Genomic DNA, 26,205 nt, shown 5'->3' with positions numbered 1-26,205 from the left:
TCACTGGTGGTAGACCGCGTTCCACACGCGGTTGCGCATCGCGGCGAACTCGGGGCTCAGGCGCACCTGTTCGGTGCGCGGGTAGGGCAGGTCGACCTCGATCACGTCGAAGATGCGTCCCGGCCGGGCGGCCATCACGATCACCCGGTTGGCCAGGAACACCGCTTCGTCGACGTCGTGGGTGATGAACAGGACCGTGCGCTTTTCCCGGTCCCAGGCGGCAAGCAGCTGTTCCTGCAGCTTGACCCTGGTCAGGGCGTCGAGTGCGCCGAACGGTTCGTCCATGAGCAGGATCGCGGGGTTCACCGCGTAGGCGCGGGCGATCGCGCACCGCTGGCGCATTCCGCCGGACAGCGCCTTCGGCAGCGCGTCGGCGAATTCGGTGAGCCCGACGACCTCGATGAAGTAGTCGGCCCGCTCGCGTCGTTCCCGCGCGGGCACGCCCGCGATCTTCAGTCCGAACTCGACGTTCTTGCGCACGCTCAGCCACGGGAACAGCGCGTACTGCTGGAAGATCACGCCGCGGTCGGGGCCCGGCCCCGAAACCGGTACACCGTCGACGAGCGCACTGCCGCCGCTGGGTTCTTCCAGCCCGGCGAGGATGTTCAGCAGCGTGCTCTTACCGCAGCCGGACGGGCCGACGACGGTGACGAACTCGTTCTCGGCGATGCTGAGCGACACGTTGTCGAGCGCGACGAACCGCTCGCGCCCCAGCGTGAACGTCTTCGTCACGCCGTTGACCGCGATTTTCGCCGCCTGCAGGGTTTGCTGGGTCATCATCGGCGCTCCTGCCATCCGGTGAGCTTGCGTTCGGCGAGCAGCAGCAACCGGTCCATGATCAGGCCGAGCACGCCGATGGTGATCAGGCTGACGAAGATCGTCGGCAGGTCGTAGTACAGCTGCGCGTTCTGCATCCGGTAGCCGAGCCCTTCCTGCGCCGCGATGAGCTCGGCGGCCACGAGGGTGGCCCACGCCGAGCCCAGCCCGACCCGCATGCCGACGAGGATGAACGGCGACGAGGCCGGGACGACGACGCGGCGGAAGATCGTCGCGTCACCGGCTCCGAGCACCCGCGCCGCGTTGATCAGCGTCTTGTCCACGGTGACCACGCCTTGCAGCGTCGAGATGACACACGCGAGGAACGCGGCCAGGAAGATCACGAAGATCTTCGGCACCTCGCCGATGCCCATCAGCACGATGGCCAGCGGGATGATCGCCAGCGGCGGGATGGTGCGGAAGAACTGCACCCACGGCTCGGTGAGGCTGCGGATGATGCCGTACCAGCCCATGAGGAACCCGACCGGGATCGCCAGTGCCGTGCCGAGGCCGAATCCGATGAGCACCCGGACCAGGCTGGCGACGGCGTCCTCCTGCAGAGTCCCGTCGGAGAGCAGCTCGCCTGCCTTGCTCACCACCTCGGGTGGAGCCGGGATCTTGACCCCCAGCAGCGACAACACCCACCACAACGCCACGCCCAGCACGATCGACGCGGTGTTGAGCGCCAGCGGCACCACGAACCGGCGAGGGCGCCGGTCCGCGGCGGGTGTCTTCCTCCCCACCTCGGTGCGCTCGCTGATGACGGCCATGTCGGTGTCTCCTTTACTTCACGCGGGCAGGGAACTCGGCCGCGCCGGATATCCGCCGAGCAGCGGGGAGCTGTGGAACAGTGCGGCGAGCGCGCCGATCGCGCCGTCGTCGTCGGACAGCTGCGCGCACCGGATGACCGGCTTCGCCGCCGCCCACGGGAACAGTTCGGTGGCCACGGTCGCGGTCACCTGGTCGACGATGAGGGGCGTGAGCCGGGCCAGTTCACCGGCGATCACGACCTCGGCCGGGTTGCACGCCATGGCGACGGTGCCCAGGACCCGGCCGACCGCGGTCGCCGCGTCGCGCAGCACCTGCTCGACCACCGGATCGAAGCGCTCGACCGCGTCCCGCAACTCCTCCAGGGAACCGGCTCCGGCGCCGCGGGCGCGGCAGGTGGACAGCACCGCGGGCACGGAGGCGACCGTCTCGAGGCAGCCTGCCTTGCCGCAGCGGCAGCGGCGCCCGTCGGGCACGACCGTGACGTGGCCGAGTTCGCCTGCCAGTCCGATCGCGCCGGTCACCAGGCGCCTGCCGACGACCAGCGCACCGCCCACGCCGTCGGAGAGGCGGATGTAGAGCAGGTCCTCGACGGTGTGGGTGCCGGTGCTCGTCTCCGCGAGCGCGGCGAAGCGGGTGTTGTTGTCCACGATCACCGGGACGCCGAAGCGTTGCGCGAAGGCGGTGTCCACACCGTCGCGCGCGGCCGCGAAGCCCGGTCCGAACGCCCCTTCCGGCGCGTGCGGCGCCGACGATCGCGGGTAGGGCCCGGTGACGCCGATTCCCACGCCCTGCAACGCGTTGAAATGCACACCGCGGTCGGCGCCGAGCGTGTCGATGAGCTCGAACGCGGCGCGCACGCGTGCCGGCCAGCCCTCGTCGTCGGGATAGGGCCGCCGCCCCGAGGCGACGATCTCGTGCGAGGCGTCCGCGATGACCACATGCACCCGGCGGTGCCCGAAGTCGACGCCGATGAACTGCCCGGACCGGGGATCGAGGGCCAGGCGCTCGGCAGGCCTGCCGCTGCCCGACCGCCGCGCCGCGTCGGTGTCGACGACCACGATCGCACCGCGCCGGAGCAGGTCACGGGTGACCTCCGAGAGGGTGGTGCGCGCGATGCCCACGAGCTGGGCGATCTCGCCCCGGCTGAGCGCTCCCCGCTCCCGCAGGGCACGCAGCACGCGCGCCTCGTGCGCCTCTCGCATGCGCGAATGCACTTCGGTGGGCATCGACATGGCGACCATTCTTTGCACCGCCGATTTTTTCCGTCAAGGTTCCGACAGAATTCGCCCACAGTGTGGTCGTCGCGGCCTGACCAGCCCTCCGGGTGCTATCGGCGGGTGTCCATTTCGGACCCCGCAGCTCACGGGCACAGGGGCGTGCGGCATTTGACGTAGGCGCACTGGCGCATGCGACAGACGCACCGGGCGGCGCGGCGGTTTATGTTTCGTTCGACACCAGTGGTCCCGCGCCCGAAGGAGTACGCCGTGACCTCAGCGAACAGCGCCGGTGCGCCCTCGCGGCGGAGCATTTTCGCCGCCAGCTTCGTCGGTACGTCGATCGAATGGTACGACTACTACATCTTCGGTACCGCCGCCGCGCTCGCGTTCGGCACGGTGTTCTACCCGAAGTTCTCGTCCACGGCGGGCACTCTCGCGGCGTTCGCGACGTTCGCGGTCGGCTTCATCGCCCGGCCGCTGGGCGCCGCGGTCATCGGGCACTTCGGCGACCGCGTGGGGCGCAAGGCCATGCTCGTGCTCACGCTGTTGCTGACCGGCGGCTCCACCTTCCTCATCGGCGTCCTGCCCGCGTTCGCCGCGATCGGCATCGCCGCGCCGTTGCTGCTGGTCGTCCTGCGTGTGCTGCAGGGTTTCGGGGTAGGCGGCGAATGGGGCGGCGCGGTGCTGATCGCGACCGAGAACGCCTCTCCCGGCCGCCGCGCGTTCTACGGCAGCTTCGCCCAGTTCGGCGTGCCGATCGGGGTACTGACCTCCAATCTGGCGTTTCTCGCGGTCTCCGGCATGTCCAACGCGAGTTTTCTGGACTACGGCTGGCGCATCCCGTTCCTGATCAGCCTCGTGCTCGTGGTCGTCGGTTTCGTGGTGCGCACCCGGCTGCGGGACGCGCCCGAGTACCAGAAGGCCAAGCGGGCGGGTGAGATCACCCGGATCCCGTTCGCGGACCTCGTCCGCCGTCACCCGCGGAACCTCGTCCTCGGCAGCCTCGCCTCGATCGCCCCGCCCGCCGTCGGCTACACCGTGATCCTCTACATGCTCACCTACGGCACCACCGTCGCCGGCTTCAAGCGCTCCACGCTGCTGGCGCTGATCCTGTCCTCGACGGCGGTCTGGATCGCCGCGATCGCCCTCGCCGCGGTGATCGCGGACCGGCTCGGCGCGAAACCCGTCTACATCGCGGGCGCGGTCACCGCGGTGCTCTGGCCGCTGCCGATGTTCGAACTCGTGAACAGCCGCGACACCTGGCTCGCCCTGCTCGCGTTCGTCGTGGCGGCGCTCGTGCAGGGCATCATGGCGGGCGCGCAGGGCGGGTTGTTCACCGAGATCTTCGACGTCAGCGTGCGCTACAGCGGGATCTCGGTGGCCTACCAGGTCGGCGGCATGCTCGGCGGCGCCGTCACGCCCATCGTCGCGACCGCCTTGTTCGCCTCCTATCACTCCTCGACACCGGTCGCGCTGTACGTTTCGGCGCTGTCGCTGGTCAGCCTCGTCGCCGCGGTGGGTTTGCGGCAGCGGCGTGTGCCTGGACGTCAAGGGCGGCGGGTGACGAAGGGCAGCACGAGCCGGGAGGGGCGGGCCGCGTCGCGGTAGATCTTGTGTGTGACGGGGCGGCCCACCGGCAGGTGGAAAGCGTCCGGCGGCAGCAGGGCGTTGTGTGCGTCGGCCAGTGGTTCGTCGTTGGACAGCTCGGCGGTCAGGCGGTGCCCGGGCAGCAGCGTCGCCGCGAACGGGTAGATGCGCAGCACGTACTCCTCGATCTTCCCCGGCTCCACGGGCACGTCGCGGGTGTGCGGGTGGTACGGGTTGCCCTCGGTGCTCCGCTCGTCCAGTTCGCGGTGCGAGGCCTTCAGATATCCGGTGGTGAGCAGCCGGCGTGCCCCGTCCGGCGCGGCGTCCCACAGGCGCAGGATGAAGTTCGTGTCGTCCTGGTCGATCTCCGCGAACAGGTGTGCCGCGCCGGTGCCGATCAGCTCCGTGGGCTCGGTGAACGCCTCCGTGCTCCAGCTGAGGATCTCGACCTTGTCGGTGACCGTGAGCGGGGCCTGGTAGAAACCGTCCGGCGCGGCGTGCTCGGCGCTCATCGCCTCCGGCTCGAACGACAGTCTGTGCCGTGGCCGCAGGTACAGCGGCCGGTACTCCACGTCCTTGGGCGGCCACTGGCTGCCGGTCACGCGCTCACGGCTGCCTTCGACGAACACGGTGACCGCGGGCTCGTCCATGATGCCGTTGTCGATGCCCTTGAGCCAGTGGTCGTACCACCGGAACATCTTGTCGTGCTCCTCGACGAAGGGCCGCGACTGCATCGGCGGGTACGGCCCGATGTCGAGTTTCTTGGGCCCCTTCACCGAGTTGAACAGTTCGATCGTGCCGTCCATCGTCCAGCCGCGGCCCTGGTCGATCTGCAACCACACCGGGATGTCGATGTTCGGGGCGAGCGTGACGGGGTTGCGTTCCTCGTACCAGTCGCCGTCGAGGTGGTTCAGCACGATGTCGAACCACAACTCGCGGTTGCGCGGGTACTTCAGCACGTGCACCAGGTTCGGCCACGCGGCCACGTCCGGGTCGGCGAGCCGCTCGTCGACCAGCTTGCCCAGCTGCTCCGGCGAGTACACCTCCTGCATCCGCGACTTGACGTTCGTGTGCGCGATGCCGGAATCGCCGCCGCGGCCTTCCCGCGCGGCGCGGGGCATGAACCACATGACGCCGCCGTGGTAGGTGGTCTCGTAGAAGTCGTAGTGACCGCCGCTGACGAAGATCGCCTTGAGGTGCGGCGGCCGCTCCGCCGCGGCGAGCACCTGCATCGAACCGAAGTAGGAGATGCCGATCATGCCGACATTGCCGTCACACCACGGCTGCGCGGCGACCCATTCGATGAAGTCGTAGGCGTCCTGGCCGAGCGGCACCCCGCCGGCGTTGTAGTTGCCGATCATCTCGCCGCCCGAACCACCGGAGCCGCGCAGGTCGCCGATGACGTGCACGTAGTCCTCCTCGACCACGCGCGCGATGTCGCCCGCCTCGATGCAGCCGTCCCACATCGGGCTGGGGCGCCGCTGCGGCGGCGTGGTGAGGGCCAGCGCCTGCAGTTCCTTGCCGTACGGGCTCAGCGCCACCAGCGCGGGCCGCGGCTTGTCCGCGACACCGCTGTAGGCGTCGGCGACGAGCGTGACCCCGTCGCGCATCGGCACCTGGAGATCCTTGCGGACGGCGATCGCCTGGCCGCCCGCGTCGATGGTGTGAAACTCAGCCATGGGTGGAAAACTCCTCGCGATAGCCGTGCAGCGTGGTGAAGAAGGGCGACGGTTCGAGGGTGGGGTCGCCGGTGTAACCCAGCTCCGCGGCCACCGGCGCGAACGGGGAGTACGCCGAATCCGGCTCGCGCAGACCGTCGCCGAGGCAGCGCCGGGCCGCCGCACGGACCCGCGCCTCGATGTCCAGGCTTTCCCGAAGTGCCTCACGCGCCTGCTCGCTGTCGAGTTCGACGCCGTAGGCCACGCCGTCGGTACGGCGGTAGGGATGCCCGAGATACAGGTGCCGCGGGCCGATCCGGTCACGCAGGTACCGCAGGCTCGCCCGGTAGGCGGCGGGGTCCTCGTAACCGGGGAATCCGTTGGCGGCCCCGTGCACCTGCACGGCGTCGCCGGTGAACACGGAGTTCTGCCCGTCCACGACGTAAGCGACGGAGCCCGCCGTGTGGCCGGGAATGGCGTGCACCGACACCGTGACGTCACCACCGAGGCAGAGCGTCTCGCCGCCCTCGACGAGCACGGTCGGCTCCATCTCGCCGGAAATCACCGCCTCCGCCGCCGCGGTCTGCTTGGCCTCGCCCTCGGGATCGCGCAGGTAACGCTGCCGCACGGCGAGGTAGTTGTCCACATGCGACCGCCGTGAGCGCAGCAGCGGCGCGTCGGCCTCGGAAATCACGACCTGCGCGCGCTTCCCGGTCAGCTCCCACAGGGCATACGCCCCGCCGACGTGGTCGATGTGCCCGTGCGTCAGCAGGATCCAGCGGACGTCGGCGATCCGGCGCCCGATCGCCGACAGCGCCGGAGCCATGCCGTCGGCGGGTGAGGACGCGATACCGGTGTCCACAATGGCCGGCTCGGGGGCGTCGATGAAGAAGCTGTAGAGCCCGAAGCGGCCCCACGGCGAGAACAGCGGATGAATGCCCACCGTCATGACGGCTCCTTCCGCAAGAAGTCGCGGGTCTCCGCGAAAACCCGGTGATACTCCGGGATCCACGAGAAATGCTGCACGAAGCCGTGACCCGCGCCCGCGTACCGGCGCACCGTCGCGTCGACGCCGGCCGCGGTGAGCCGCTCACCGTACAGCTCGCCCTCGTCGCGGAGCGGATCGTGTTCCGCGGTGATGATCAGTGCGGGAGGCAGGCCGGTGAGATCTTCCCGCTTGATCGGCGAAACGAGCGGGTCCGCGGGGTCGGCTCCGCTGTCGAGGTAGAAGCGGTTGAAGGGCTTCAAAACCGCCGTTTCCAGGCCGTATCCTTCGGCGTTCTCGCGCAGCGAGGCGTAGCGGGAGGCATCGAAGTCCAGGTCGAGCGAGGGGTAGTACAGGACCTGGTGAGTGATGCGGTCGAAGTCGTCGTCGTGCGCCATCGCGGTGACCGCGGCGGCGAACGTGCCGCCCGAGCTGTCCCCGGCGACGGCCAGCGTCGCGCCTTCTCCGGTCAGCTTGTCCGCGGCCCAGCGCACCACCGCGTAACAGTCCTGCAGACCTGCCGGGAACGCCGCTTCGGGTGCCCGCCGGTAGCCGACGGCGAGCACCTTCAGCCCGGTCTCGTTCGCCAGTGAGCGCGCCACATGGTCGTGCGTTTCCAGGCTGCCGAGGAAGAACGCGCCACCGTGGAAATAGACGAGCAAGCCGTCCGCGGCTCGAGGCGTGTAGATCCGTACGGGCACGTCGCCCGCCGTCGTGTCCTGCACCGCGTGGACCGGCAGCCGTTGCGCCAGAGGCGGGACCTCGGCTTCCTCGGCTGCGCGCAGGACCGCGGGATCGAGCGGGCCGGGCGGCGGCGCGGGCGTGGCGCCGAGCGCTTCGGCGATCTTGGGGTGCAGCGTCACCGCTTCACCCCCGCCGGGGCGGGCTTCTGCCCCGGAAACACGTCGTCGACCTTGTCCGCATCCCACGACTGGCGCGAGATGCGCTGCAGTTCGTCGGTGACGGGTTTGCGCTCGTCCTGGAACAGGGCGAGCGCGCCGGCGACGGAATCGGCCTCCCGCAGGGCATCCGCGAGACCGCCGGCGTCCTGAATGGCCTGGTTCGCGCCCTGCCCCTGATGGTGCAGCATCGCGTGCGCCGCGTCGCCGAGCAGTGTGACGCAGCCGGTATGCCACGTGCCGACCGGGTCGATGTCGAACACCGCACGGCGAGTCAGCTCGTTCATGTCGAGCTTCCGGGTGATCTCCACCAGCCGCTCGTCGAAGCCGTCCATGAGCGCCACCAGCTCGTCCTGGGTGATCTCCGGCGACCAGGAGTCGTCGTCGGAGAGGACCGTGATGTCGTAGGAGAGCTGGTTGCGGTGGCGCAGCGGCAGGCAGTAGACCTTCGTGCCCCGGTCGTCGAGGTACATCCGGAGGTTGTCGTCGACGACCAGGCCGCCCGCGTCGTCGGCGGATATCACGATCCGGTAGGCGTGTTCTCCCGAGTAGACCGGCTCCTGGTCGGTGAAGAGCCGCCGGCGCACCAGGGAACGGATGCCGTCGGCACCGATCACCAGGTCGGCGTCCACGGCCACGCCGTTGGCGAAGTGCACGGTGGCGCGGTCACCGGAGTCGGTGATCGTCTCCATCCGGTGCCCCAGGTGCACTCGTCCGGGCGGCAGCACCCGCAGAAAGGTCTCGATGAAGTCGCCGCGGTGGATCAGGCGGGTCTTGTTCTGCCGGGGGTAGTCGTCGATACCCGGCCACTGCTCGCGCAAGATCGGCTCGCCGGTGGCGGTGAGGATCTCGAAGTAGTCGCTCGGTGAGCTGACGGCGGCCATCGCGCCGAAGATCCCCCACTGCCGGAACAGTTCCAGGGTCGGCGGCCGCAGGCCGATGCCGGCGCCGACCTCGCGGATCTTCGTCGCCTGCTCGTAGACCTGCACGTTGGCGCCGAGCAGGGTGAGTGCCTTGGCCGCGGCGGCACCGCCGTACCCCGCGCCGACGATGGCGATGTCGAGGTCCTTCAGCTCTGAAGTCTTCATCGGTTCTCTTTCGTCTCAGTTCCGGATCGTCAGGAAGTCGGCGGGGTTGTCGACGAACAGCGTCGTGATGGTGGCCTCGTCCACCCCGGCCTCGCGCAGGTCCGGGAAGAGGTCTTCGACGATGTAGTTCACGCTGTGGCCCTGCACGCCCGGCCAGCCCAGCGGGCTGCAGTTGGCGTCGGCGGAGGCCAGTGCCTTGTCCAGGTGACCGTCGATGAACCGCAGGAAGTGGTCGAGGCGTTGCTTGCGCGGGCGGGCCCAGAACGGCGGGTCCTCGAGTTCGGTCTCGTAGCCGAAGGTGTCGAAGCCGACGCGGCCGCCCTGCTCCGCGATCCAGGTGTCCCGCGTCTTCTCCGCGTTCACGCCGTCGTCGGCGTGTCCGAAAAGGACACGGTCCAGCGGCAGCCCTTCCTCGCCGAAGATGGCGATCGCGTTCTCGGCGTCGATGGCCAGGTGGGTCAGGATCGGCACGCCGGTGGCGAGTGCGGCGCGCGCGGCGGCCCGGTAGATGCGCTTGTCCAGCTCGGTCATCCGGCCGCCGCGGCTGACACCGACCTTGATGACGCCGGCGCGGCTGCCGGTGCCGCCGATGCCGACGGTGATCTCGTGCACGAACTGCCGGGTCAGGTACTCCACGCTCGCGTCGGCGAAGAACGGCAGCGCGGTGTCCCCGCCGACGAAACCGGTGCAGGCGACGATGTGGACTCCGGTCTTCGCGGACAGGGACTTGTAGTAGTCGACGTCGCGGCCGTTGCAGATCCCGGTCACGTCCACGAAGGTCCCGCCGCCGTGCTCGTGGAACCGGCGCAGCTTCGGCACCGTCTCGGCGTAGCGCTCTTCGGGCGTCTTCCACCATCTGGTGTCCAGTTCGGATCCGGGCATGCCGTAGCCGATGTGCTCGTGCACGGCCACGATCCCCAGCTCTTCGGGCGGGACGGGGCCGAGCACGGTGTTCACTTTGGACATTGGACTTCTCACTTTCCGTGCGCGGTCAGCAGATCCCGCGGGTTGCCGACGAGGATCTGTTCGATCTCCTCGTCGCCGAGGCCCCGCGCGGCGAGCAGCGGGACGAACGCCGACAGGACGTGGCCGTAGGGCAGGTCGTTGCCGGGGTGCCCCTTCGCGACGCCGATCGCGTTGCAGGACACCAGGATCCGGCGGCCGTGGCCTGCCCCGACGAGATCGGCGACCAGTGCGGCGCGCTCGGTGTCGCCGCTGCCGCCGTCGGCACCCACGTGGTCGAACGCGACGTAGGCCCCGCGCCGGGCCACGGCGAACGGGGCGCCTGAGGCGACGGCGTCCTTGCGGTCCAGCCCGCCGACGACGACGCGATCGGCGGGCAGCTGCTCGTCCAGTACGATGTCCAGCTCCCGCACCGCGTCCGCGCCGTAGCGGAACGAGACCGGCACGCCCGTGGTCAGTGCGGTACGGGCCGCGCCGCGCAGGAGGCTCTCGTCGGTGGCCGTCATGCCCGCGGCCGTCGCGGCCGTGACCACGATGCCCGCGGCGCCACGGCGCTCCACCCGCGGCACCACCATGCCCTCGGTGATCTCCCTGCCGAACAGGTCGGCGAACTTCTCGGCGGGCCACGGAGTCGGCGGGTTCGTCTGCGGCGTCAGGAAATAGCCGCCGAGCATCCCCTCCGGGCCCATGCCGGTGGAGGCCACGATGTGCACTCCCGTCGAGCGCGAGAGAGCCTCGTACAACCGCACGTCCCGGCCGTGGCACATGCCGGTCGCGTCGACGATCGTGCCGCCGCCGAGCTCGCGGAAGTCCCGCAGCTTCGCCGCCAGCGTCCCGAAGATCTCGGCGCGGTCGATGGTGATGTCGAACGCGTGCTCGGCGCCCGGAAGCACCGACAGCAAAGCCTCGTGCACCGCGACGATTCCCAGCTCGTGCGCGGGAACGGGGCCGAGGACGGTGTTCACGGTCTGCGCGCCTGTCACAGTCACTCCTTTCGCCGTCAACTTAGATACTGTCAATTTGCTTTACGTCATGTCAAGGCAGTTTCAGCGACGTAAACCTGCTCTTCGGCGTCGGCGCTCTTCGACCGGAAGAGTCCCGCCAGCGTCAGCAGTCCCGCGCCCGCCGCACACAGCCCGGCGAGCAGGAACGCCAGGCCGTAGGCGTGCCCGAGCGACTCGAACGCCAGCGTGTGCAGGTTCTGCGGCATCGCGACGGGCGGGAGGCCGGGGCCCGCGCCGGGCACGACCGGCATCGAGTTGACCGCCATCGCGCCACCTTCCTGCGCGATACCGCCCGCGACGGCGGTGTAGGGCTGTTTCAGGCCCGATCCGGCAAGCGCCCCGCCGATGTTCGCCGTCAGCTCGCCGTTGGCCCGGCTGACCGCGAAGGCGGCGATGAGCACCGGCCCGAGCGCGAAACCGAAGTCCCGCAACAGGTTCGTGGTGGCACTGGCCATGCCCGCGAGCCGCAGCGGAACGGAGTTGATCGCGACCGCCGTGAGCGAGCCGACGGTCAGCGCGAAGCCGATGCCGAGCACGAGCAGTGGCGGGATGAACCGGGTCCAGCTCATGTCACGGACGTCGAAGGTCGAGCACCAGATGCCGCTGACGGCGATGAACGCGAACCCGGTGGTCAGCATCCAGCGCGGTGAGAACCGCCGGATCAGCTGCGACACGAGCGGCACCAGCAGGAACGCGGGCCCCTGGATGAACAGGAACAGGATGCCGATCTTGAGCGCGCTCTGGTGCTGGATGGCGCCGAGCCAGATGCTCATCGAGTAGCAGGTGGCGAGGAAGGCGAACATGCCGACGACCGTCGCGACGGCGATGATCGCGTAGGAGCGGTTGGCGAAGATCTTCAGGTGCAGCAGCGGGACGTCGGTCCGTAGCTCGATGGCGACGAACGCGGCCAGCAGCAGCGCGCCGCCGGAGAAGGCCCCGATGATCTCCGGGCGGGCGAAGCCGGACTCGGAACCCTGGGTCGCGGCGAACAGGACCGCGATCAGGCCCAGCGCCAGCGTGACCTGGCCGGGGACGTCGAGTTCGCGGCCCTGCGGGGCCGAGGAGTCGGCGGCGAACCGGGTGATCACGATCGAGACGAGCGCGGCCGCGATCACCACGAGATAGGACGTGCGCCAGCTCGCGTCCTGCGCGAGCCAACCGCCCATCAACGGCGAGATCGCGGCGCCGATCGAGAGGAATCCGGCCCATACGGCGATGGCCCTGGACCGGGCCTCCTGGGTCGGGCTCGCCGCGGCCAGCATGGCCAGCGACGTCGGGTAGAGGATCGCCGCGCCGAGGCCGCCGACGATCTGCCCGATCCAGAGGACGGCGACCGTGCCGGCGGAGTAACACACGAGCGAACCCGCGACCGTGAGCAGGGCGCCCGCCTGCAGCAGCCGCTTGCGGCCGAACAGATCGCCGATCACACCGGTGGTGAGTTCGAAGACGACCATCGGGATCGCGAACGCGGCCGTGATCCAGGTCAGCTGGGCACCGTTGGCCTGGAACTCCTGCTGGAACGTGCCGTTGAGCGCACCCGGCAGCGAGTACGCCACCTGCGCGAGAAGTACGGCGAAGCAGCCGGCGACCACCGTGGCGGGGTAGGCCTGCTTGCGCGGAGCGGTCTGCGTCATTGCGGACTTCTTCCTTGTCGAGAGGCCGGACGGCCCGTTCGACGAGCAAGATGTCATTTGACTTTACATTAAGTCAAGTATGTTATCGATCCGTATCGAGGACGAGCAGCGAGCACGCATTACGGTCGCCGTGCTCTACGCTGTGGTCATGGCGACGCTTCGTGAGGCGCAGAAGGAGATGACACGCAAGCTCCTGCTGGATGCCGGGCTGGACTTGTTCGTGTCGAAGGGCTATGCGACGACGAAGGTCGACGACATCGCCACCGCGGCCGGCACCACGCGCGTGACGTTCTACGCGTACTTTCCCTCGAAGGTCGACCTGATGAAGGCGCTGATCTCCGAACGGCTCAACGCCGAACTCGACCGGGTCCCCTCCGCGGCGCACGGCTCGACCGCGGACGAGTTGGTCGCGGTGGTCGAGGACGGCTCGCGGAAGCGGATCCGCGCGTGGCTCGCGGCGATCTCGCAGCGCTGGGACGCGATCCGCCCCTACACCACCGCCGCGTTCGAGGCCGCGGCCGTCGATCCGGAGATCCGCGAACTCCTCGACACGTGGCTGAACGAAGCCATCGGCGACGTCAAGGACGGCCTGGACCGCGCCGGCCGTTTCCCGGCGAGTACCCGGCATTTCCGCAGCGTCATCGCGATCACCGAACTCGACCACGTGGCGCGCCACTGGACGCCGGGACACTGGGGCGTGGATCGCGAAGAGATGCTGGACGTGCTCACCGAGAGCTGGGTCGGCTCGATCGGCCGGCGCTGAACCCCGGGCCGGCCATGACCGCCGACGGACGCAGTGTGCTGGCGATTCCGGTGCCCGCCGCCGACCCGCTGCTGGCGCGCGCCGCGCAGCGATCGTCGGCGGCGCGGCGTGGTCTGCCCGCGCACATCTCGCTGTTGTACCCGTTCCTGCCCGCCGGCGAACTCGGCGAGCCCGCGCTCGCGAAGATCGCGGATCTGCTCGCGCCGCGCGCGGCGGTGGAGGTCCGGTTCGAGCGCTGCCACCACCGCGACGGGTTCGTGTTCCTGCGACCGGAACCGGCCGGTCCGCTCACCGACCTGATCGCCGCGTTACGGCATGAGTGGCCAGGGGTGTCGCCCTACGGCGGCCGGTTCGGCGACACCGTCGAGCCGCACCTGACCGTCGCCATGGACGCCGGGCCGGACGACGCCACCGAGCTGGCGCGTTCGGTCGAGGACGCGCTCCCGCTGACCACCCACCTCACCGAAGCGTGGCTGGCCACGTTCACCACGCGATGGCGGCTTGTGCGGCGTTTTCCGTTCTCGGCCGGGCGGAGTTAGCCCTCTCCGGGGCCGTACAGCGCCGCGATCTCCTGCGAGGACGCCCACCGGGTGTAGGTCGGCGACTGCGGCCACCCCCGCGGGGAGTCCTGCCATTCCTCCTGGCGGCCGTAGGGCAGCACGTCGAGCAGCGCGAAGGCGTGACCGAGCTGCTCGGTGCCGCGGCCGGTGGTGTGCCAGGTGCGGTAGACCGTGTCGCCGTCGCGCAGGAACACGTTCACCGCGAACCCGCCGTCGGGCGGTGCGCCGACGTCCGCGCCGAACGAGCTGCCGGCGGTGGAGTACCACGGCATCCGGTTCCCGACCCGCCGCTTGTAGGCGAGTGCCTCCCCGATCGGGCCTTGGGTGACGATGACGAAGCGGGCGTCGTAGTTGTCCAGGAACTCCAGCCTCGTGAACTGGGAGGTGAATCCCGTGCAGCCGGGACACTGCCATTCCTGGCCGGGAAACCACATGTGGTTGTAGACGATCAGCTGCGATTTGCCGTCGAACACCTCCGCCAGCCGGACCGGCCCGTCCGCGCCCTCCAGCGTGTAGTCGGGCATCCGGACCATCGGCAGGCGGCGGCGTTGTGCGGCGATCGCGTCGAGTTCCCTGGTCGCGGCCTTCTCCCTGGCCCGCAGCGCGTCGAGTTCGCGCTGCCAGGTGTCGGCGTCGACGACGGGCGGTAGTGCGTTGGTCATGGGTGCCTCACTGACGTCGGCTTGCGATTCACCCTTATAGACCCCGCCCGTCCGCCGAACTCATCGCCGGCCGCGACAGCGGTCAGCGATCCTTATCGTCGCCGAAGACGCCCTTCGCGGCGTCCTTGATCTTCTCGCCCGCCTGCTTGATGTTGCCCTTGGCCTGGTCACCCTTGCCCTCGGCCTGCCACTGCTCGTTGCCGGTGGCGTCGCCGGCCGCCTCTTTGGCGCGGCCCTTGAGTTCTTCGGCCTTGTTCTGCATCTTGTCATCGCCTGCCATGGCGAGCACCTCCTCGGTTGTGCGGGACCTACTACCCACCCGCCCGGTGGTGCCAAACATCGGCGTCGACCGCAGCAGCCAGCGCCGGATCTCGTCGGCGCCCCACACGATGACCGGGAACGGCGCGGCGAAGGCGAGCATGTCCGGGGTCAGTGCCGCGGTGCCGAGCGCGGCCTGGAACGGCGGCACGTAGATGATCAGCGCCGCCAGCGCCAGTTCGAACAGGATGCCCCACAGCAGCAGCGGATTCGACAACACGCCGATCGAGCGCAGCGAGGCGCGCTCGGTGCGCGCGGCGAACGCGGTGCCGATCTGGCCTGTCACCATCCCGAGGAACGTCATCGTGGTGGCCTGCAGATACGCGTGGTGCAGCGGCGCGCCGGTACCGGTGGGGTCGCCGGGGTGCCAGCCCGCCTTCAGCAGGACGTAGAAGAACCCGGCCATCGCCAGTGCGGCGCTGATGATGCCGAGGAACAACCACGCGCGCAGCAGCATCGAGCCCCGGATCACCGATTCGTCGCGGCCGCGAGGCGAACGCCGCATCAGGCCCGGTTCGGCGGGTTCACGGCCCAGCGCGAGCGCGGGCAGGGTTTCGGTACCGACGTCGAACGCGAGCAGCAGCAACACGGTCAGCGGCAGTGGCACCTTGCCACCGGACAACGCGAACACCAGGAACGGGACGATTTCCGGCGTGGCATGGGCGAAGATGTAGAAGATGAATTTGCGGATGTTGTCGTAGACCCGGCGCCCGGCCTGCACGGCCGCAGTGATCGTGGCGAAGTTGTCGTCGGTGAGCACCATCGTCGAGGCCTCGCGGGCGACGTCGGTGCCCGAACGGCCCATCGCCACCCCGATGTCGGCGCGCCGCAGGGCCGGGGCGTCGTTCACGCCGTCGCCGGTCATCGCCACGACGTGCCCGGCATCGCGCAGGGCGTCCGCGATGCGCAGCTTGGCCTCCGGCGAGGACCGGGCGAAGATGAGCTCGCCGCGGCCCGCGAGCAGCGCGTCGAGCTCGTCCTCGCTCATCTTCTCGAGTTCCTCGCCGTTGATTACCGTCGGATCGCCACGGGTGATGCCGACCTGTTCGGCGATCGCGGCGGCGGTCAGCCCGTGATCGCCGGTGATGACGATGATCCGGATTCCGGCCTCGTGGCAGCGGGTCACGGCGTCGGCCACTTCCGGCCGGGGCGGGTCCACCATCGCCACGACGCCCAGCAGCACCAGATCCCGCTCCGCCCGGTCGCGATCGGCGGGCACCGCTTCGCCCGCGTCCAGCCGGCGCTCGGCGACCGCGAGCAGGCGTAGTCCCTTGCGTGCCCACCCGTCGACCAGCTCACTCAGTTCGGCGCGCCGCGACAGGGTCAGCGCATGCGTCCGGCCGCCGGGTTCGAGTTCGCCCGAACACAGTGGCAGCACCATTTCCGGCGCGCCCTTGGTGGAGATCCACGTCGCGCCGTCGCGCTGGTCCACTGTGGACATCCGTTTGCGGGCGGGGTCGAAGTGGAACTGGCGCAGCCGCCCCGCCTCCCGCTCGTGCGCGTCCACCGGGTGCCCGAGTGCGACGGCGGCGTCGAGCAGCGCGATCTCGGTCGGATCGCCGATTCCGCCGGCCCGCGCGTTGTTGCACCACGCCGCCGCCCAGGCCAGGCGCGCCAGCGCCACGTCGGAGGAGGACGGGCCGGCCGGATCGTGGGTGCCGCTCGTGGTGGCGATCGCCGTGACCCGCATCCGGTTCTCGGTGAGCGTGCCGGTCTTGTCCGTGCAGATCACGTCCGTCGAGCCCAGCGTCTCCACCGCGCTGAGCCGTTTGACCACGGCACCCCGCCGGGCCAGCCCCCGCACCCCGATCGCCAGCGCCAGCGTGATGACCGGCAGCAGCCCCTCGGGCACGTTGCCCACCAGCAGCCCGACCGCGAAGACCACCGCGTTGAGAAACGACAGCCCCGCTCCGAACGTCGCCACCGGGATGAAGGCCACCCCCAGCAGCACCGAGATCAGCGCGATGAGCCACGCGACCCGGCGGACCTGCTTCTCCAGCGGGCTCTCGTCCTGTTCCACCCGCTCGGACAGGGCCGCGATCCGGCCGAGTTCGGTGCGCATACCGGTGGCGAACACGACCGCGCGGGCCTCGCCCTCCGTGCACGTAGTGCCGCTGAACACCAGATCCCGCGCCTGCTGCAACGGCAGGTGACCGTCGGTGAGCTCCGCGGAACGGAACACCGGCAGCGATTCGCCGGTCAGCGCGGACATGTCCACCTCGATGCCGCCGTCGAGCAGCCGCGCGTCGGCGGAGATCCGGTCGCCTTCGGAGATCGCCAGCACGTCGCCGGGAACCAGGTCCGCGGCCTCGATCTCGCGTTCCTGGCCGTCCCGTACGACCTTCGCCCGCATCGGCAGGAACGCCGCCAGCGCTTCGACGGCTCGTTCGGCGTGCCGCTCCTGCACGAACGCGAAGGCCGCGTTGATCACGATGACCACCACGATGGCGATTCCCACCGGGTGGATCCCCACCGCCCACGCGAGCCCGGCCGCGGCCCACAGCAACAGCGCGAGCGGATGCGTGACCTGGCGTGCCAGCTCCCGCGGCCATCGTCTGCCGCCGCGGCGCCGCAGTTCGTTGCGGCCCGCGTGGATGAGCCGGCGCTGCGCTTCCCGCTCGGTCAGGCCGCTGCGGGAGCTTCGCACGTCCCGCAGCAGACGGTCGATCTGCTCGGTCGGGTCGAATGCGACGTCGCCCTCCGCCGCGATGATGTCGGTCATCACTTCACCCCAAGGTCTTTGGTCACTTCCAGGGTTGGGCTCGCCGGGGCCGGTCACGACAGCCGATGGGCACCGGAACAGGTGACCAACGACCCCACATCTGTCCACATCGGACGCTTGAGCGACGGTGCCGGGCCCGGCGCGGGCTTTCGGCTCCGCACGAGGGGAACTTAGGCCCTACGCCCTGGTGGCGGCGGGCGCGCACCATCGGAGCATGTTCCGTTCCGCGTTTCCACTGGGGCGCTACGCCGGTGTCGCCGTCGGGGCGCACTGGTCGGTCGCGATCGTGCTGGCGCTGATTTCCTGGCTGCTCGGCGAGTCCGTGCTGCCCGCTTCCGCGCCCGGCCAGCCCGCGCTGTGGTACTGGGTCACCGCGGTCGTCACCGCCGTGCTGTTCCTGGCGTCGCTGCTCGCGCACGAGCTGACCCATGCGGTCTTCGCACGCCACTACGGCATGAAGGTCAAGCGCATCACGCTGTGGATGCTCGGCGGTATGGCCGAACTGGAGGGCGAGCCGCCGAGCCCGAGGGCCGATCTGGTCATCGCCGGATCCGGTCCGGTGACCAGCCTGCTCATCGGCGGCGCGAGCATCGGCCTGGCCTATCTCACCGGCGACGTGCTGCCCGTGCTCGCCGGAACCGGCCTGGCCTGGCTGGGCATCACCAACCTGATCCTCGGGATGTTCAACCTGCTGCCCGGCGCACCGCTCGACGGCGGGCGCGTGCTGCGCGCGGCGGTCTGGAAGGGCACCGGCGACCGCATGCGCGCGGTCCGGGTCGCGGCGCTGACCGGGCAGGGCCTCGGCGTCGCCCTCGTCATCGTCGGCCTGGCGGAGACGTTCTTCATGGCACAGCTCACCGGGCTGTGGCTGGCGTTCATCGGCTGGTTCCTGATGGCCGCCGCGCAGGCCGAGGTCACCGGCGGGCTGGCACGGCAGCAGCTCGGCGATCTGCGGCTGCGCGCGATCATGGACCCCCATCCCGTCACCGCACCCGGCTGGTGGACCGTCGAAGCGTTCGTGACGCACGACGCCGCCACGGCACGGCGGCGCGTGTTCCCGGTGGTCTCCTTCGACGGCCAGGCGGTCGGCGTCGTCAGCCTCGCCGAACTGGCCCGGCTGACCCCGCAACAACGGCTGGTCACCCGCGTGTCCGACGCGTGCCGCACGCCGGCCCGCTTCGCCGCACCCGAGGACAAGGTCGCCGACGTGCTGACCAAGACTCCCGTGCGGCGCGGCACCGGCCTGCTGCTGGTCGTCGAGGACGGCAGGCTCACCGGCACCGTCAGCACGGACGACCTCGCCCGCGCGCTGGAACTGAGCGCGCTGGGCGGCCAGCACGTCCCGGCGTGATCGCGCACCGAGGAGGATCCATGGAACGACTCACCCCGCTCGACGCGGCGTTCCTGGAAATCGAGGACGAGGACCCGGAGGCCGCGCTGGCCATCGCGTCGATCGCCGTCGCCGAGGGCCCCGCGCCCGAACAGGACGAGATCGTCGCCGCGTTCACCGCGCTGCTACCCATGGTTCCCCGCTACCGGCAGAGGGTCCGGCACGTGCCGCTCGATCTCGGCCCGCCGAGATGGGTCGAGGACGCCGGTTTCGACCCCACGCACCACTTCCGCCGGATCGCGCTGCCCGCGCCCGGCGACGAGGGCGCGCTGTGCGACGTGATCGGGCTGATCATGTCCGAACGGCTCGATCGCGCCCGCCCGCTGTGGGAATGCTGGGTGATCGAGGGACTCGAGCACGGCCGCTGGGCCATCGTGTCCAAACTGCACCACTGCATGACCGACGGTGTCTCCGGCAACATCCTGCACGAGGTGTTCTTCCGCGAGCACGAACTACCACCGCGGCCCGCCGAACCCGAGGCCGAACCCGGTGCCGTGCGGTCGCTGGCGGAGTCGCTGCGCTCGCTGGTCACCACTCCCCTGAGCGAGCTGCGGCTGCTCGGGCGCGGACTGGCCGCGCCACGGAAACTGGCCGGGCGGGTGACCGAGGCGGCGCAGGGGCTGGGCGCGCTGGCTTCGGCGCTGATTCCGGTCAGTCCCTCGTCGCTGTCCGGTCCGATCGGGCATCTGCGGCACTACGAACTCGCGCACGCGTCGCTGCCCGAGATCGTCGGGATCGCCAAGGCGTTCGGCGTCACGGTCAACGACGTGGTGCTCGCCGCCGTCAGCGGCGCGTTCCGCACGGTGCTGCTCGACCGGGGCGAGGAACCGGCGCCGAACAGCCTGCGCACCCTCGTGCCCGTCTCGGTCCGCAGCGGCGAACCGGCCGCGATGGACAACCAGGTGTCGCTGATGCTGCCGTTGCTGCCGGTCGACCTCCCGGATCCGGTGCTGCGGCTGGTGGCGGTGCACCGCAGGCTCGCGGTGCTCAAGGCACACAAGGAAGCCCAGGCCGGTCTCGCCGTCACCACCTCGGCCCAGTGGGGGCCGTTCGCGCCGGTCGCATGGGCGGTGCGCGCCGCGGCGAAACTGCCGCAGCGCAACATCGTCACCGTCACCACGAACGTGCCGGGACCCCGCGGCAGCCTGTCGGTGCTGGGCCGCGAGATCGCCGAACTCTATCCGTACGTGCCGATCGCGCTGCGCCTGCGCACGGGGATCGCCGTGCTGACCTACCGGGACCGGATGTCCTTCGGCATCACCGCGGATCTGGACAGCGCGCCGAAGACGCACCTGCTCGCCGAGGCCGTCGAGCGCGATATCGCGGCACTGGCCGAAGCAGCGCACGCCAAGGCCGGCGCCGCGAGTTCACCGGGGTGAGTTCAGCGCCCTGGCCGCCGCCCGCACCCGCGCGGTGAGGTCCTCGAGGTGCGCCGAGCGGCGCACCTCGACCGGGCGCGGGCCGCGCAGCCGCCGGGCGGATTCGGGCAGCCACCGCAGATCGCGCTCGAAGCGGCGGCGCGCGTCGGCGAGCGAGTCGCTGCCGCGCAGCCTGCGCCCGTTCCGCATGACCGGCACCAGCAGCGGCCGGTGCCCGCGCGGCACCGGCTCGTCGCGCGACGCGAGCACGTCCGGCTCGCCAGGCGCGGTGCGGAAAACCTGTTTCGCACCGGGAAGCGTGGCCTTGCCCGAGGACAGCTTCATCACCGGCCTGCCCGCGTATTCGACGAGCTTGTACGCGCTGTCCAGCGCCGGCGCGTCGGCCGACACCCCGACCTTCGTGCCGACACCGTAGGAATCGATCGGGGCACCCGCGGCGGTGAGCCTGCTCAGCTCGTACTCGTCGAGCCCGCCGCTGGCCATGATCACCGACCGCGTCATCCCGGCGTCGTCGAGCAGGCGCCGCGCCTGCCGGGCCAGCGCGAGCAGATCGCCGGAGTCGAGCCGGATCCCGGCCCGCTCGTCCGGTATCCCGGCCGCGCGCGCCACGTCGATCGCGGCGCGCACACCGGTGATCGTGTCGTAGGTGTCCACCAGGAACACCGTGTTGTCCGGGAAGTCCTCGGCGAACGCCCGAAAAGCCTCGATCTCACCGGGAAAGGCCTGGATGTAGGAGTGCGCCATCGTGCCGACCGGGCGCAACCCGAACCGGCGCGCCGAGGCGACGTGGCTGGTGCCGCCGAACCCGGCCAGCGCGCACGCCCGTGCCACCGCGAACGCCGCGCCGGGACCGTGGGTGCGGCGCGCGGCGAAGTCCACCAGCTCCGCGCCCGCCGCCGCGAGCCGGCAGCGGGCGGCCTTGGTCGCCACCGTGGACTGGAAGGTCAAGTGGTTGAGCATCGCGGTCTCCACGAGCTGCGCCTGCGGCAGTGGCGCGGTGACCTCCAGCAGCGGCTCGCCGGGGAACACGATCGTGCCCTCCGGCGGCGCCCACACCTCGCCGCGGAACCGGATGCGCCCGAGCGCGTCCACATCGGACTCCCTCAGGTGCACCGTGTCGCGGAGATAGGCCAGTTCGCTCTCGTCGAAGTACAGGCTTTCCAGAAACGACAGGCAGTCGGCGAGTCCCGCGGCCACCAGGAAACCCCGGTCCCCGGGCAGGTCCCGGACGAACAGGCTGAAGGTCGCGGGCTCGGTCATGCCGCGGCGCAGGTAGCTCGCCGCCATCCGGATCTCGTACAGATCGGTGTGCAGTGCCGTCATCGGCCCTGGGAAACGGCCTCGCCGTCCACAAAGGAGCGCAGGGTGCGGAAGCTGTCCATCAGCTGTGCCGGGAACACGATCGTCGAGTTCTTCTCGATCGCGATCTCGTTGAGCACCTGCAGGTTCCGCAGCTGCAGCGCCACCGGGTGGCGCTGGATGACGTCGGCGGCTTCGGCGAGCTTGCCCGCCGACAACGCCTCGCCCTCGGCGGCGATGATCTTGCCGCGCTTCTCGCGCTCGGCCTCGGCCTCGCGTGCCATCGCGCGCTGCATCGACTGCGGCAGCTCGATGTCCTTCAGCTCCACCAGTTCGACGAGCACACCCCACCGTTCCGTGGTGGTGTCCAGGATGTCCTTGATCGACTCGTTGAGTTTCTCCGTCTCGGAGAGCACGTCGTCCAGATGCGAGCGGCCGACGACGTTGCGCACGGTCGTCTGCGCGATCTGGCTGATCGCGTCCTCCACGTTCTCGATCGCGACGATCGAGCGCACCGGGTCGACGCGGCGGAAGTAGGCCACCGCGGCCACGCCGATGGACACGTTGTCCTTGGTGATGACCTGCTGCGACGGGATCGGCATAGTCACCGTCCGCAGGCTGACCTTCCGCATCCGGTCGACGAGCGGGATCATGAACCGGATACCCGGTTCCCGTACCGGGCGGATCCGGCCGAACCGGAACACCACGCCCCGCTGGTACTGACGCACGATCGCGATTCCCAAAAAGCTCATGGCTACCTCCTGGTGTTGTCTCGCACGGTCACGACTTCGGCCACCGGACGCCGCGGGATCGGCGCGGCCGGATGGCCGTATCCGATGCGCAGCAGGGCGTGCACGGTCCCCTCGGCGCGGAAGAGATCCGCGACCGCCCGGCAGGTCGCCGGCACCTCCAGCGGCTGGGACAGAAACGACGCGGCCAGCCCGAGCGTCGTGGCGGTCAGCAGCACGTGCTGCAGCGCCATCCCAGCCTGGATCTCGGCGCGCGGACCCGGCGCCGTGGTGAGCAGCGCGGCCAGCAGGGGCTGCTGCTCGTAGGGACGCGCGGGCAGCGTTTCGCCACCCCGGAACGGGCGCAACCGCAGCGCGCCGTCGGGGTCCGGCGGCGGACCGGCGGCGTGCGCGGGCACCCCGTCGGTGTGCCCGGCAGGCCGCCCGGTCCAGTATTCGGTCTCGGCCTGGAACCGTTCGTCGGTCGCCTGGATGTGCTCGGCGCGCCGGGTGAGCACGGCGATCGCGTCATAGCGCGCGGAGGCCTCGATCAGCGCCAGCCGGGCACCGCTCGCGGCGGCGGCCTTGTCCAGTTCCCGGCGCGCGTGCGCGGGCACCGCACGCTCGAAGAAGGGCCTGCGGTTGGTGTGCCGCCTCGGCACGGCCTTGCCGAGTGCGTGATCGGCGGCGGAGGGCTCGTGCTCACCCTCGATCGTGATCGCGGCCAGCAGGTCGGGCTGGAGGCGGTCCGGCAGCAGCCGCACCGGCGCGCGCCTTCCGTTGGCCCGCAACGAAACGCACAGGTTGAACACGGCCGCGCCGCAGGACAGCCGGGCCTCGCGGGCGTCCGGATCGGCCACCCCGAGCACCCGGGCGCGGTCCAGCACCACGTCGATACGGTCGCCGTCGATGAGGAAGCGCCACGGCTGTGTGTTGTACGCGGACGGCGCCCGTGTCGCGGCCTCGACCGCCCGCTCGATCAGCGGCGGCAGTCCGTTACCCATGCCCATGTCCATGTCCTTCTCCTCCCGCGGAAGAGAGCGTGAAATACGCTTCTTCCTCCTGCGCGAAGTGCAGCGTCAGGATCGCGTCGAGGCCGTACAGCGTCGCGCGCAGATCGTCGAGCTGATCGGGCTGGATCGCATGCGGGGATTCGGCCAGATGCCTGCCGAGACGGCGCACGAGCCGCTGGATCTCCGCGTGCGCCCGGCTCATCGTGACCGTCCCTTCCGGACTGCCCAGCACCTCCCCCAGCACCGGGTAGAGCTCGGTCTCCTCGGCCAGTTCATGCGGCAGCACCCGTTCGGTCAGCAACCGGTACGCGCGCCGGACCGCGGCGTCGGCGGCCGGGCCAGGACCTTCACCGAGCGCGTCGGCGGCCTGCCGGACGGCGGCGCGCGCGGGCATGAGTTCCTCGTGCTCGTGGGAAAAACGCCGCAGCAGGGCGTCCGGCCCGGATAGCCGCCGGTGCCGGCGCAGCGCTCGCAGCGCGTTGAGGATCACGGCGACGTCGATCGCCTCCTGCACGACCGCGCCGGCGACCGGGACCAGCCAGCCGAAGGCCGCGGCCGCCATCGCCAGCAACGACAATGCCGTGCCGATTCCCGCGCTCTGCACGGCAAGGCGCCGCGTCCGGCGGGCGATCTCCACGGCATCGGCGAGCCGGTCGATCCGGTCGTCCACGATGACGGCGTCCGCCGCCCGCACGGCCGCGGTGGACCCGCGGGAGCCCAGTGCGATGCCTACGTCCGCGGCGGCGAGCGCGGGCGCGTCGTTCACCCCGTCGCCCACCATCACCGTCACGGCTCGCTCGTGCTCGGCGCGCACGCGTTCGATCTTGTCCGCCGGGCTCGCCTCGGCACGCACCTCGTCGACGCCGATCAGGCCGGCGACCTCGGCGGCGTTGTCGACGCGGTCACCGGTCAGCAGCACCACGGTGTTCAGTCCGGACGCGCGCAGCCTGCGCATGGTGCGTGCGGCGTCGGAGCGGATCCGGTCGCGCACCAGCAGCGCGGCGATCGGCAGGCCGTCGCGTTCGACCCAGATGATCGAGGCGAGGTCCAGCCGTCCCCGGCGCGCGGCGCCGCGGGCCCAGTCCGGCATCGTGGCCCCGTCGACGCGGCGGCCCACCCGCACCAGGTGGCCGTCGAGGCGCCCGGTGGCGCCGCGGCCCGGTTCCTCCGACACCGATTCCGCACCCGTGACGGTGATTCCGGCGCGATGTGCCGCGCGCAGCACGGCACTGGCGAGCACGTGTGGCGAATACTGTTCGACGGCGGCCGCGACCGCGAGCGCCTCCTCGGCCGTCACGCCCGGCGCGCACCGCACGTCGAACACCTCGGGCCTGCCTTCGGTCACGGTGCCGGTCTTGTCCATCGTGAGCGTGTGGGCGAGGCCGAGCAGCTCCAGTGCGGCGCCGTCCTTGACGACGACACCCGCGCGCGACGCCCGCGACATCCCGGCGGTGATCGCGACGGGGACCGCCAGCAGCAGCGGGCACGGCGTGGCGGTGACCAGCACGGCCACCGCACGCTCCGGCTCCCCGGTCAGCGCCCACGCCAGCCCCGCGATGAGCAGCGCGGCAGGCAGGAACCAGGTGGCGATGCGGTCGGCGAGCCGCGCGACGGGCGCGGTGCCCGCGGCGGCCTGCTCGGCAAGGGCGACCACGCCCGCGTACGTGCTGGCATCGGCCGCCGCGGTCGCGTGGATGTCCACGGCGACGCCGGCGTTGACCACGCCGCTGCGCACCCGCTCCCCCGCGTGCCGTTCCACCGGCACGCCCTCGCCGGTCAGCGCCGACTCGTCGAACAGGCCCTCGCCGATCAGCAGCCCGTCCACGGGCACGATCTCGCCGGGCAGCACGACAACCTGGTCGCCGGCGGCGACCAGGCCCACCTCGACGGTGTCCAGCTGTCCGTCGCGACGCAGGTGGGCGGTGGTGGGCGCGCGTTCGAGCAGCGCCGACAGATCACGTCCCGCGCGGCGCTGCGCGGCCGCTTCGAGCAGTCGCCCGGTGGCGACCATGAGGGCGATGATGGCGCCCGCGAGGAACTCACCGACGGCGAGCGTGCTCGCCAGCGCCAGCACGGCGAGCAGATCGGCGCCCCAGCGGTGCGCACGCAGATCCTTGGCGACCCAGACGATCGCGGGCACCAGCGCGGTGCCGTCCGCGAGGCCCCACAGGATGTCGGCGAGCATCGGGGTGGACGGCCAGACGGCGCCGCCCGCGGCGAGCAGCAGCGCGATCGCCGCCAGCAGCAGTGTTTCCCGCGGCCATTTCATGACGCACGGACGCGGAGATCACGCAAGCCCTCGAGTGCCACCGCGAGCCCGGCGAAGGCGCAGACCGGTTGCAGCCAGCTGTAGCTGCGCACGAACCCGATCTCGACCACGATCCAGCCGACGAGCAGCGTCCCCGCGACCACCGCCGCCGGGCTGGTGCGGGTGTCCCGCTTGCTGCCGAAGTAGGTCACGGCGGTCATCGGGACCCCCACGATCACGGCGAGCGCGACGCCGCCGAAGACCGGACTGCCGAAGGGAAGGCGGCCGTTGATCACGTCGCCGAAGTCGATCGAGCCGGTGATCAGCCCGGCCGCCCCGGCGTAGGCGAAAATCGCGATGAGCCCGCTGAACGAGGCCAGCACCGGACGGCGCCGTGCGGTACCGCGCATGCCTCGCCAGTCGATCCTGTTCATGGCTCCACCTTCGTGCCCGGCGAGCGGCCCGCGACAGGGCAACACGTCCCCGCCCGGTGCGACGTTC

22 protein-coding genes are annotated in these 26,205 nt (G+C 70.7%); 5 read left to right on the top strand and 17 right to left on the bottom strand.

Features of this window, described 5'->3' with window-relative positions; translation table 11 throughout:
- The 3 genes from HFP15_RS03065 to HFP15_RS03055 are packed head-to-tail and all read right to left on the bottom strand — an operon-like array spanning window position 1 to window position 2,819.
- Window positions 1-780, bottom strand: coding sequence for an ABC transporter ATP-binding protein (locus tag HFP15_RS03065; protein WP_246271262.1), 780 nt, complete (start codon window positions 778-780; stop codon window positions 1-3).
- Window positions 777-1,586: an ABC transporter permease gene (locus HFP15_RS03060; protein WP_168511069.1), complete on the bottom strand. Its 810-nt coding sequence runs from the start codon at window positions 1,584-1,586 to the stop codon at window positions 777-779. Before HFP15_RS03060 ends, HFP15_RS03065 begins: the two co-directional genes overlap by 4 nt.
- Before the next feature lie 18 nt (window positions 1,587-1,604).
- The gene (locus tag HFP15_RS03055) at window positions 1,605-2,819 is read right to left on the bottom strand and encodes an ROK family transcriptional regulator (protein ID WP_168511067.1); all 1,215 of its coding nucleotides are present in this window, start codon (window positions 2,817-2,819) and stop codon (window positions 1,605-1,607) included.
- 252 nt (window positions 2,820-3,071) lie between these two features.
- Between HFP15_RS03055 and HFP15_RS03050 the strand changes: the two genes are divergently transcribed.
- Window positions 3,072-4,412: an MFS transporter gene (locus HFP15_RS03050; protein ID WP_312871423.1), complete on the top strand. Its 1,341-nt coding sequence runs from the start codon at window positions 3,072-3,074 to the stop codon at window positions 4,410-4,412.
- On the opposite strand, the gene HFP15_RS03045 is transcribed toward HFP15_RS03050, so the two are convergent.
- The 7 genes from HFP15_RS03045 to HFP15_RS03015 are packed head-to-tail and all read right to left on the bottom strand — an operon-like array spanning window position 4,352 to window position 12,622.
- Complete coding sequence (locus HFP15_RS03045) at window positions 4,352-6,070, bottom strand: CocE/NonD family hydrolase (RefSeq protein ID WP_168511063.1); 1,719 nt, start codon at window positions 6,068-6,070, stop codon at window positions 4,352-4,354. The genes HFP15_RS03050 and HFP15_RS03045 overlap by 61 nt on opposite strands.
- On the bottom strand, window positions 6,063-6,998 hold the full coding sequence (locus HFP15_RS03040; RefSeq protein ID WP_168511061.1) for an MBL fold metallo-hydrolase: 936 nt from the start codon (window positions 6,996-6,998) through the stop codon (window positions 6,063-6,065). Before HFP15_RS03040 ends, HFP15_RS03045 begins: the two co-directional genes overlap by 8 nt.
- Window positions 6,995-7,897 carry an alpha/beta hydrolase gene (locus HFP15_RS03035; RefSeq protein ID WP_168511059.1) on the bottom strand — a complete coding sequence of 301 codons (903 nt, stop codon included), beginning with the start codon at window positions 7,895-7,897 and terminating at the stop codon, window positions 6,995-6,997. The genes HFP15_RS03040 and HFP15_RS03035 overlap by 4 nt, the downstream gene beginning before the upstream one ends.
- Window positions 7,894-9,021 (bottom strand): FAD-dependent oxidoreductase, encoded by a 1,128-nt coding sequence (locus HFP15_RS03030; protein WP_168511057.1) that lies wholly within the window; start codon window positions 9,019-9,021, stop codon window positions 7,894-7,896. Before HFP15_RS03030 ends, HFP15_RS03035 begins: the two co-directional genes overlap by 4 nt.
- A 15-nt stretch (window positions 9,022-9,036) precedes the next feature.
- On the bottom strand, window positions 9,037-9,987 hold the full coding sequence (locus HFP15_RS03025) for a phosphotriesterase family protein (protein ID WP_168511055.1): 951 nt from the start codon (window positions 9,985-9,987) through the stop codon (window positions 9,037-9,039).
- Window positions 9,988-9,995: 8 nt separating this feature from the next.
- Window positions 9,996-10,967, bottom strand: a complete 972-nt coding sequence (locus HFP15_RS03020) for a phosphotriesterase family protein (RefSeq protein ID WP_312871420.1) — start codon at window positions 10,965-10,967, stop codon at window positions 9,996-9,998.
- A gap of 47 nt (window positions 10,968-11,014) precedes the next feature.
- Window positions 11,015-12,622 carry an MFS transporter gene (locus tag HFP15_RS03015; protein WP_168511053.1) on the bottom strand — a complete coding sequence of 536 codons (1,608 nt, stop codon included), beginning with the start codon at window positions 12,620-12,622 and terminating at the stop codon, window positions 11,015-11,017.
- A 148-nt stretch (window positions 12,623-12,770) separates the two neighbouring features.
- Between HFP15_RS03015 and HFP15_RS03010 the strand changes: the two genes are divergently transcribed.
- Window positions 12,771-13,385 carry a TetR/AcrR family transcriptional regulator gene (locus HFP15_RS03010; protein ID WP_168511051.1) on the top strand — a complete coding sequence of 205 codons (615 nt, stop codon included), beginning with the start codon at window positions 12,771-12,773 and terminating at the stop codon, window positions 13,383-13,385.
- A gap of 14 nt (window positions 13,386-13,399) precedes the next feature.
- Window positions 13,400-13,924, top strand: coding sequence for a 2'-5' RNA ligase family protein (locus HFP15_RS03005; RefSeq protein WP_168511049.1), 525 nt, complete (start codon window positions 13,400-13,402; stop codon window positions 13,922-13,924).
- Here HFP15_RS03005 and HFP15_RS03000 read toward each other — a convergent pair.
- Together HFP15_RS03000 and HFP15_RS02990 are read right to left on the bottom strand one after the other, a co-directional pair.
- On the bottom strand, window positions 13,921-14,607 hold the full coding sequence (locus HFP15_RS03000) for a DUF899 domain-containing protein (protein WP_168511047.1): 687 nt from the start codon (window positions 14,605-14,607) through the stop codon (window positions 13,921-13,923). The two genes, HFP15_RS03005 and HFP15_RS03000, sit on opposite strands and share 4 nt — an antisense overlap.
- 82 nt (window positions 14,608-14,689) lie before the next feature.
- Entirely contained in the window at window positions 14,690-17,647 is a 2,958-nt protein-coding gene (locus HFP15_RS02990; RefSeq protein WP_210716630.1) for an HAD-IC family P-type ATPase, read from the bottom strand.
- Between the two features lie 214 nt (window positions 17,648-17,861).
- Here HFP15_RS02990 and HFP15_RS02985 point away from each other — a divergent pair, with 214 nt between their 5' ends.
- Together HFP15_RS02985 and HFP15_RS02980 are read left to right on the top strand one after the other, a co-directional pair.
- On the top strand, window positions 17,862-18,998 hold the full coding sequence (locus HFP15_RS02985; protein ID WP_168511045.1) for a site-2 protease family protein: 1,137 nt from the start codon (window positions 17,862-17,864) through the stop codon (window positions 18,996-18,998).
- A gap of 20 nt (window positions 18,999-19,018) precedes the next feature.
- Window positions 19,019-20,416: a wax ester/triacylglycerol synthase family O-acyltransferase gene (locus HFP15_RS02980; RefSeq protein WP_168511043.1), complete on the top strand. Its 1,398-nt coding sequence runs from the start codon at window positions 19,019-19,021 to the stop codon at window positions 20,414-20,416.
- On the opposite strand, the gene HFP15_RS02975 is transcribed toward HFP15_RS02980, so the two are convergent.
- Genes HFP15_RS02975 through HFP15_RS02955 form a run of 5 tightly spaced genes read right to left on the bottom strand, consistent with a single transcriptional unit; the run spans window position 20,405 to window position 26,138 of the window.
- The gene (locus HFP15_RS02975) at window positions 20,405-21,739 is read right to left on the bottom strand and encodes a nicotinate phosphoribosyltransferase (RefSeq protein WP_168511041.1); all 1,335 of its coding nucleotides are present in this window, start codon (window positions 21,737-21,739) and stop codon (window positions 20,405-20,407) included. The genes HFP15_RS02980 and HFP15_RS02975 overlap by 12 nt on opposite strands.
- Window positions 21,736-22,467, bottom strand: coding sequence for a slipin family protein (locus HFP15_RS02970; protein WP_168511039.1), 732 nt, complete (start codon window positions 22,465-22,467; stop codon window positions 21,736-21,738). The genes HFP15_RS02975 and HFP15_RS02970 overlap by 4 nt, the downstream gene beginning before the upstream one ends.
- Window positions 22,468-22,469: 2 nt before the next feature.
- Window positions 22,470-23,459 carry an Acg family FMN-binding oxidoreductase gene (locus HFP15_RS02965; RefSeq protein ID WP_246271261.1) on the bottom strand — a complete coding sequence of 330 codons (990 nt, stop codon included), beginning with the start codon at window positions 23,457-23,459 and terminating at the stop codon, window positions 22,470-22,472.
- Entirely contained in the window at window positions 23,440-25,725 is a 2,286-nt protein-coding gene (locus HFP15_RS02960; RefSeq protein ID WP_168511037.1) for a heavy metal translocating P-type ATPase, read from the bottom strand. Before HFP15_RS02960 ends, HFP15_RS02965 begins: the two co-directional genes overlap by 20 nt.
- Entirely contained in the window at window positions 25,722-26,138 is a 417-nt protein-coding gene (locus HFP15_RS02955) for a hypothetical protein (RefSeq protein WP_168511035.1), read from the bottom strand. The genes HFP15_RS02960 and HFP15_RS02955 overlap by 4 nt, the downstream gene beginning before the upstream one ends.
- Between the last annotated feature and the right edge of the window lie 67 nt (window positions 26,139-26,205).

The sequence above is a fragment of the Amycolatopsis acididurans genome (assembly GCF_012328925.1).
Lineage (GTDB): Bacteria > Actinomycetota > Actinomycetes > Mycobacteriales > Pseudonocardiaceae > Amycolatopsis_E > Amycolatopsis_E acididurans.
This window is presented reverse-complemented; position numbering and strand designations above follow the sequence as displayed.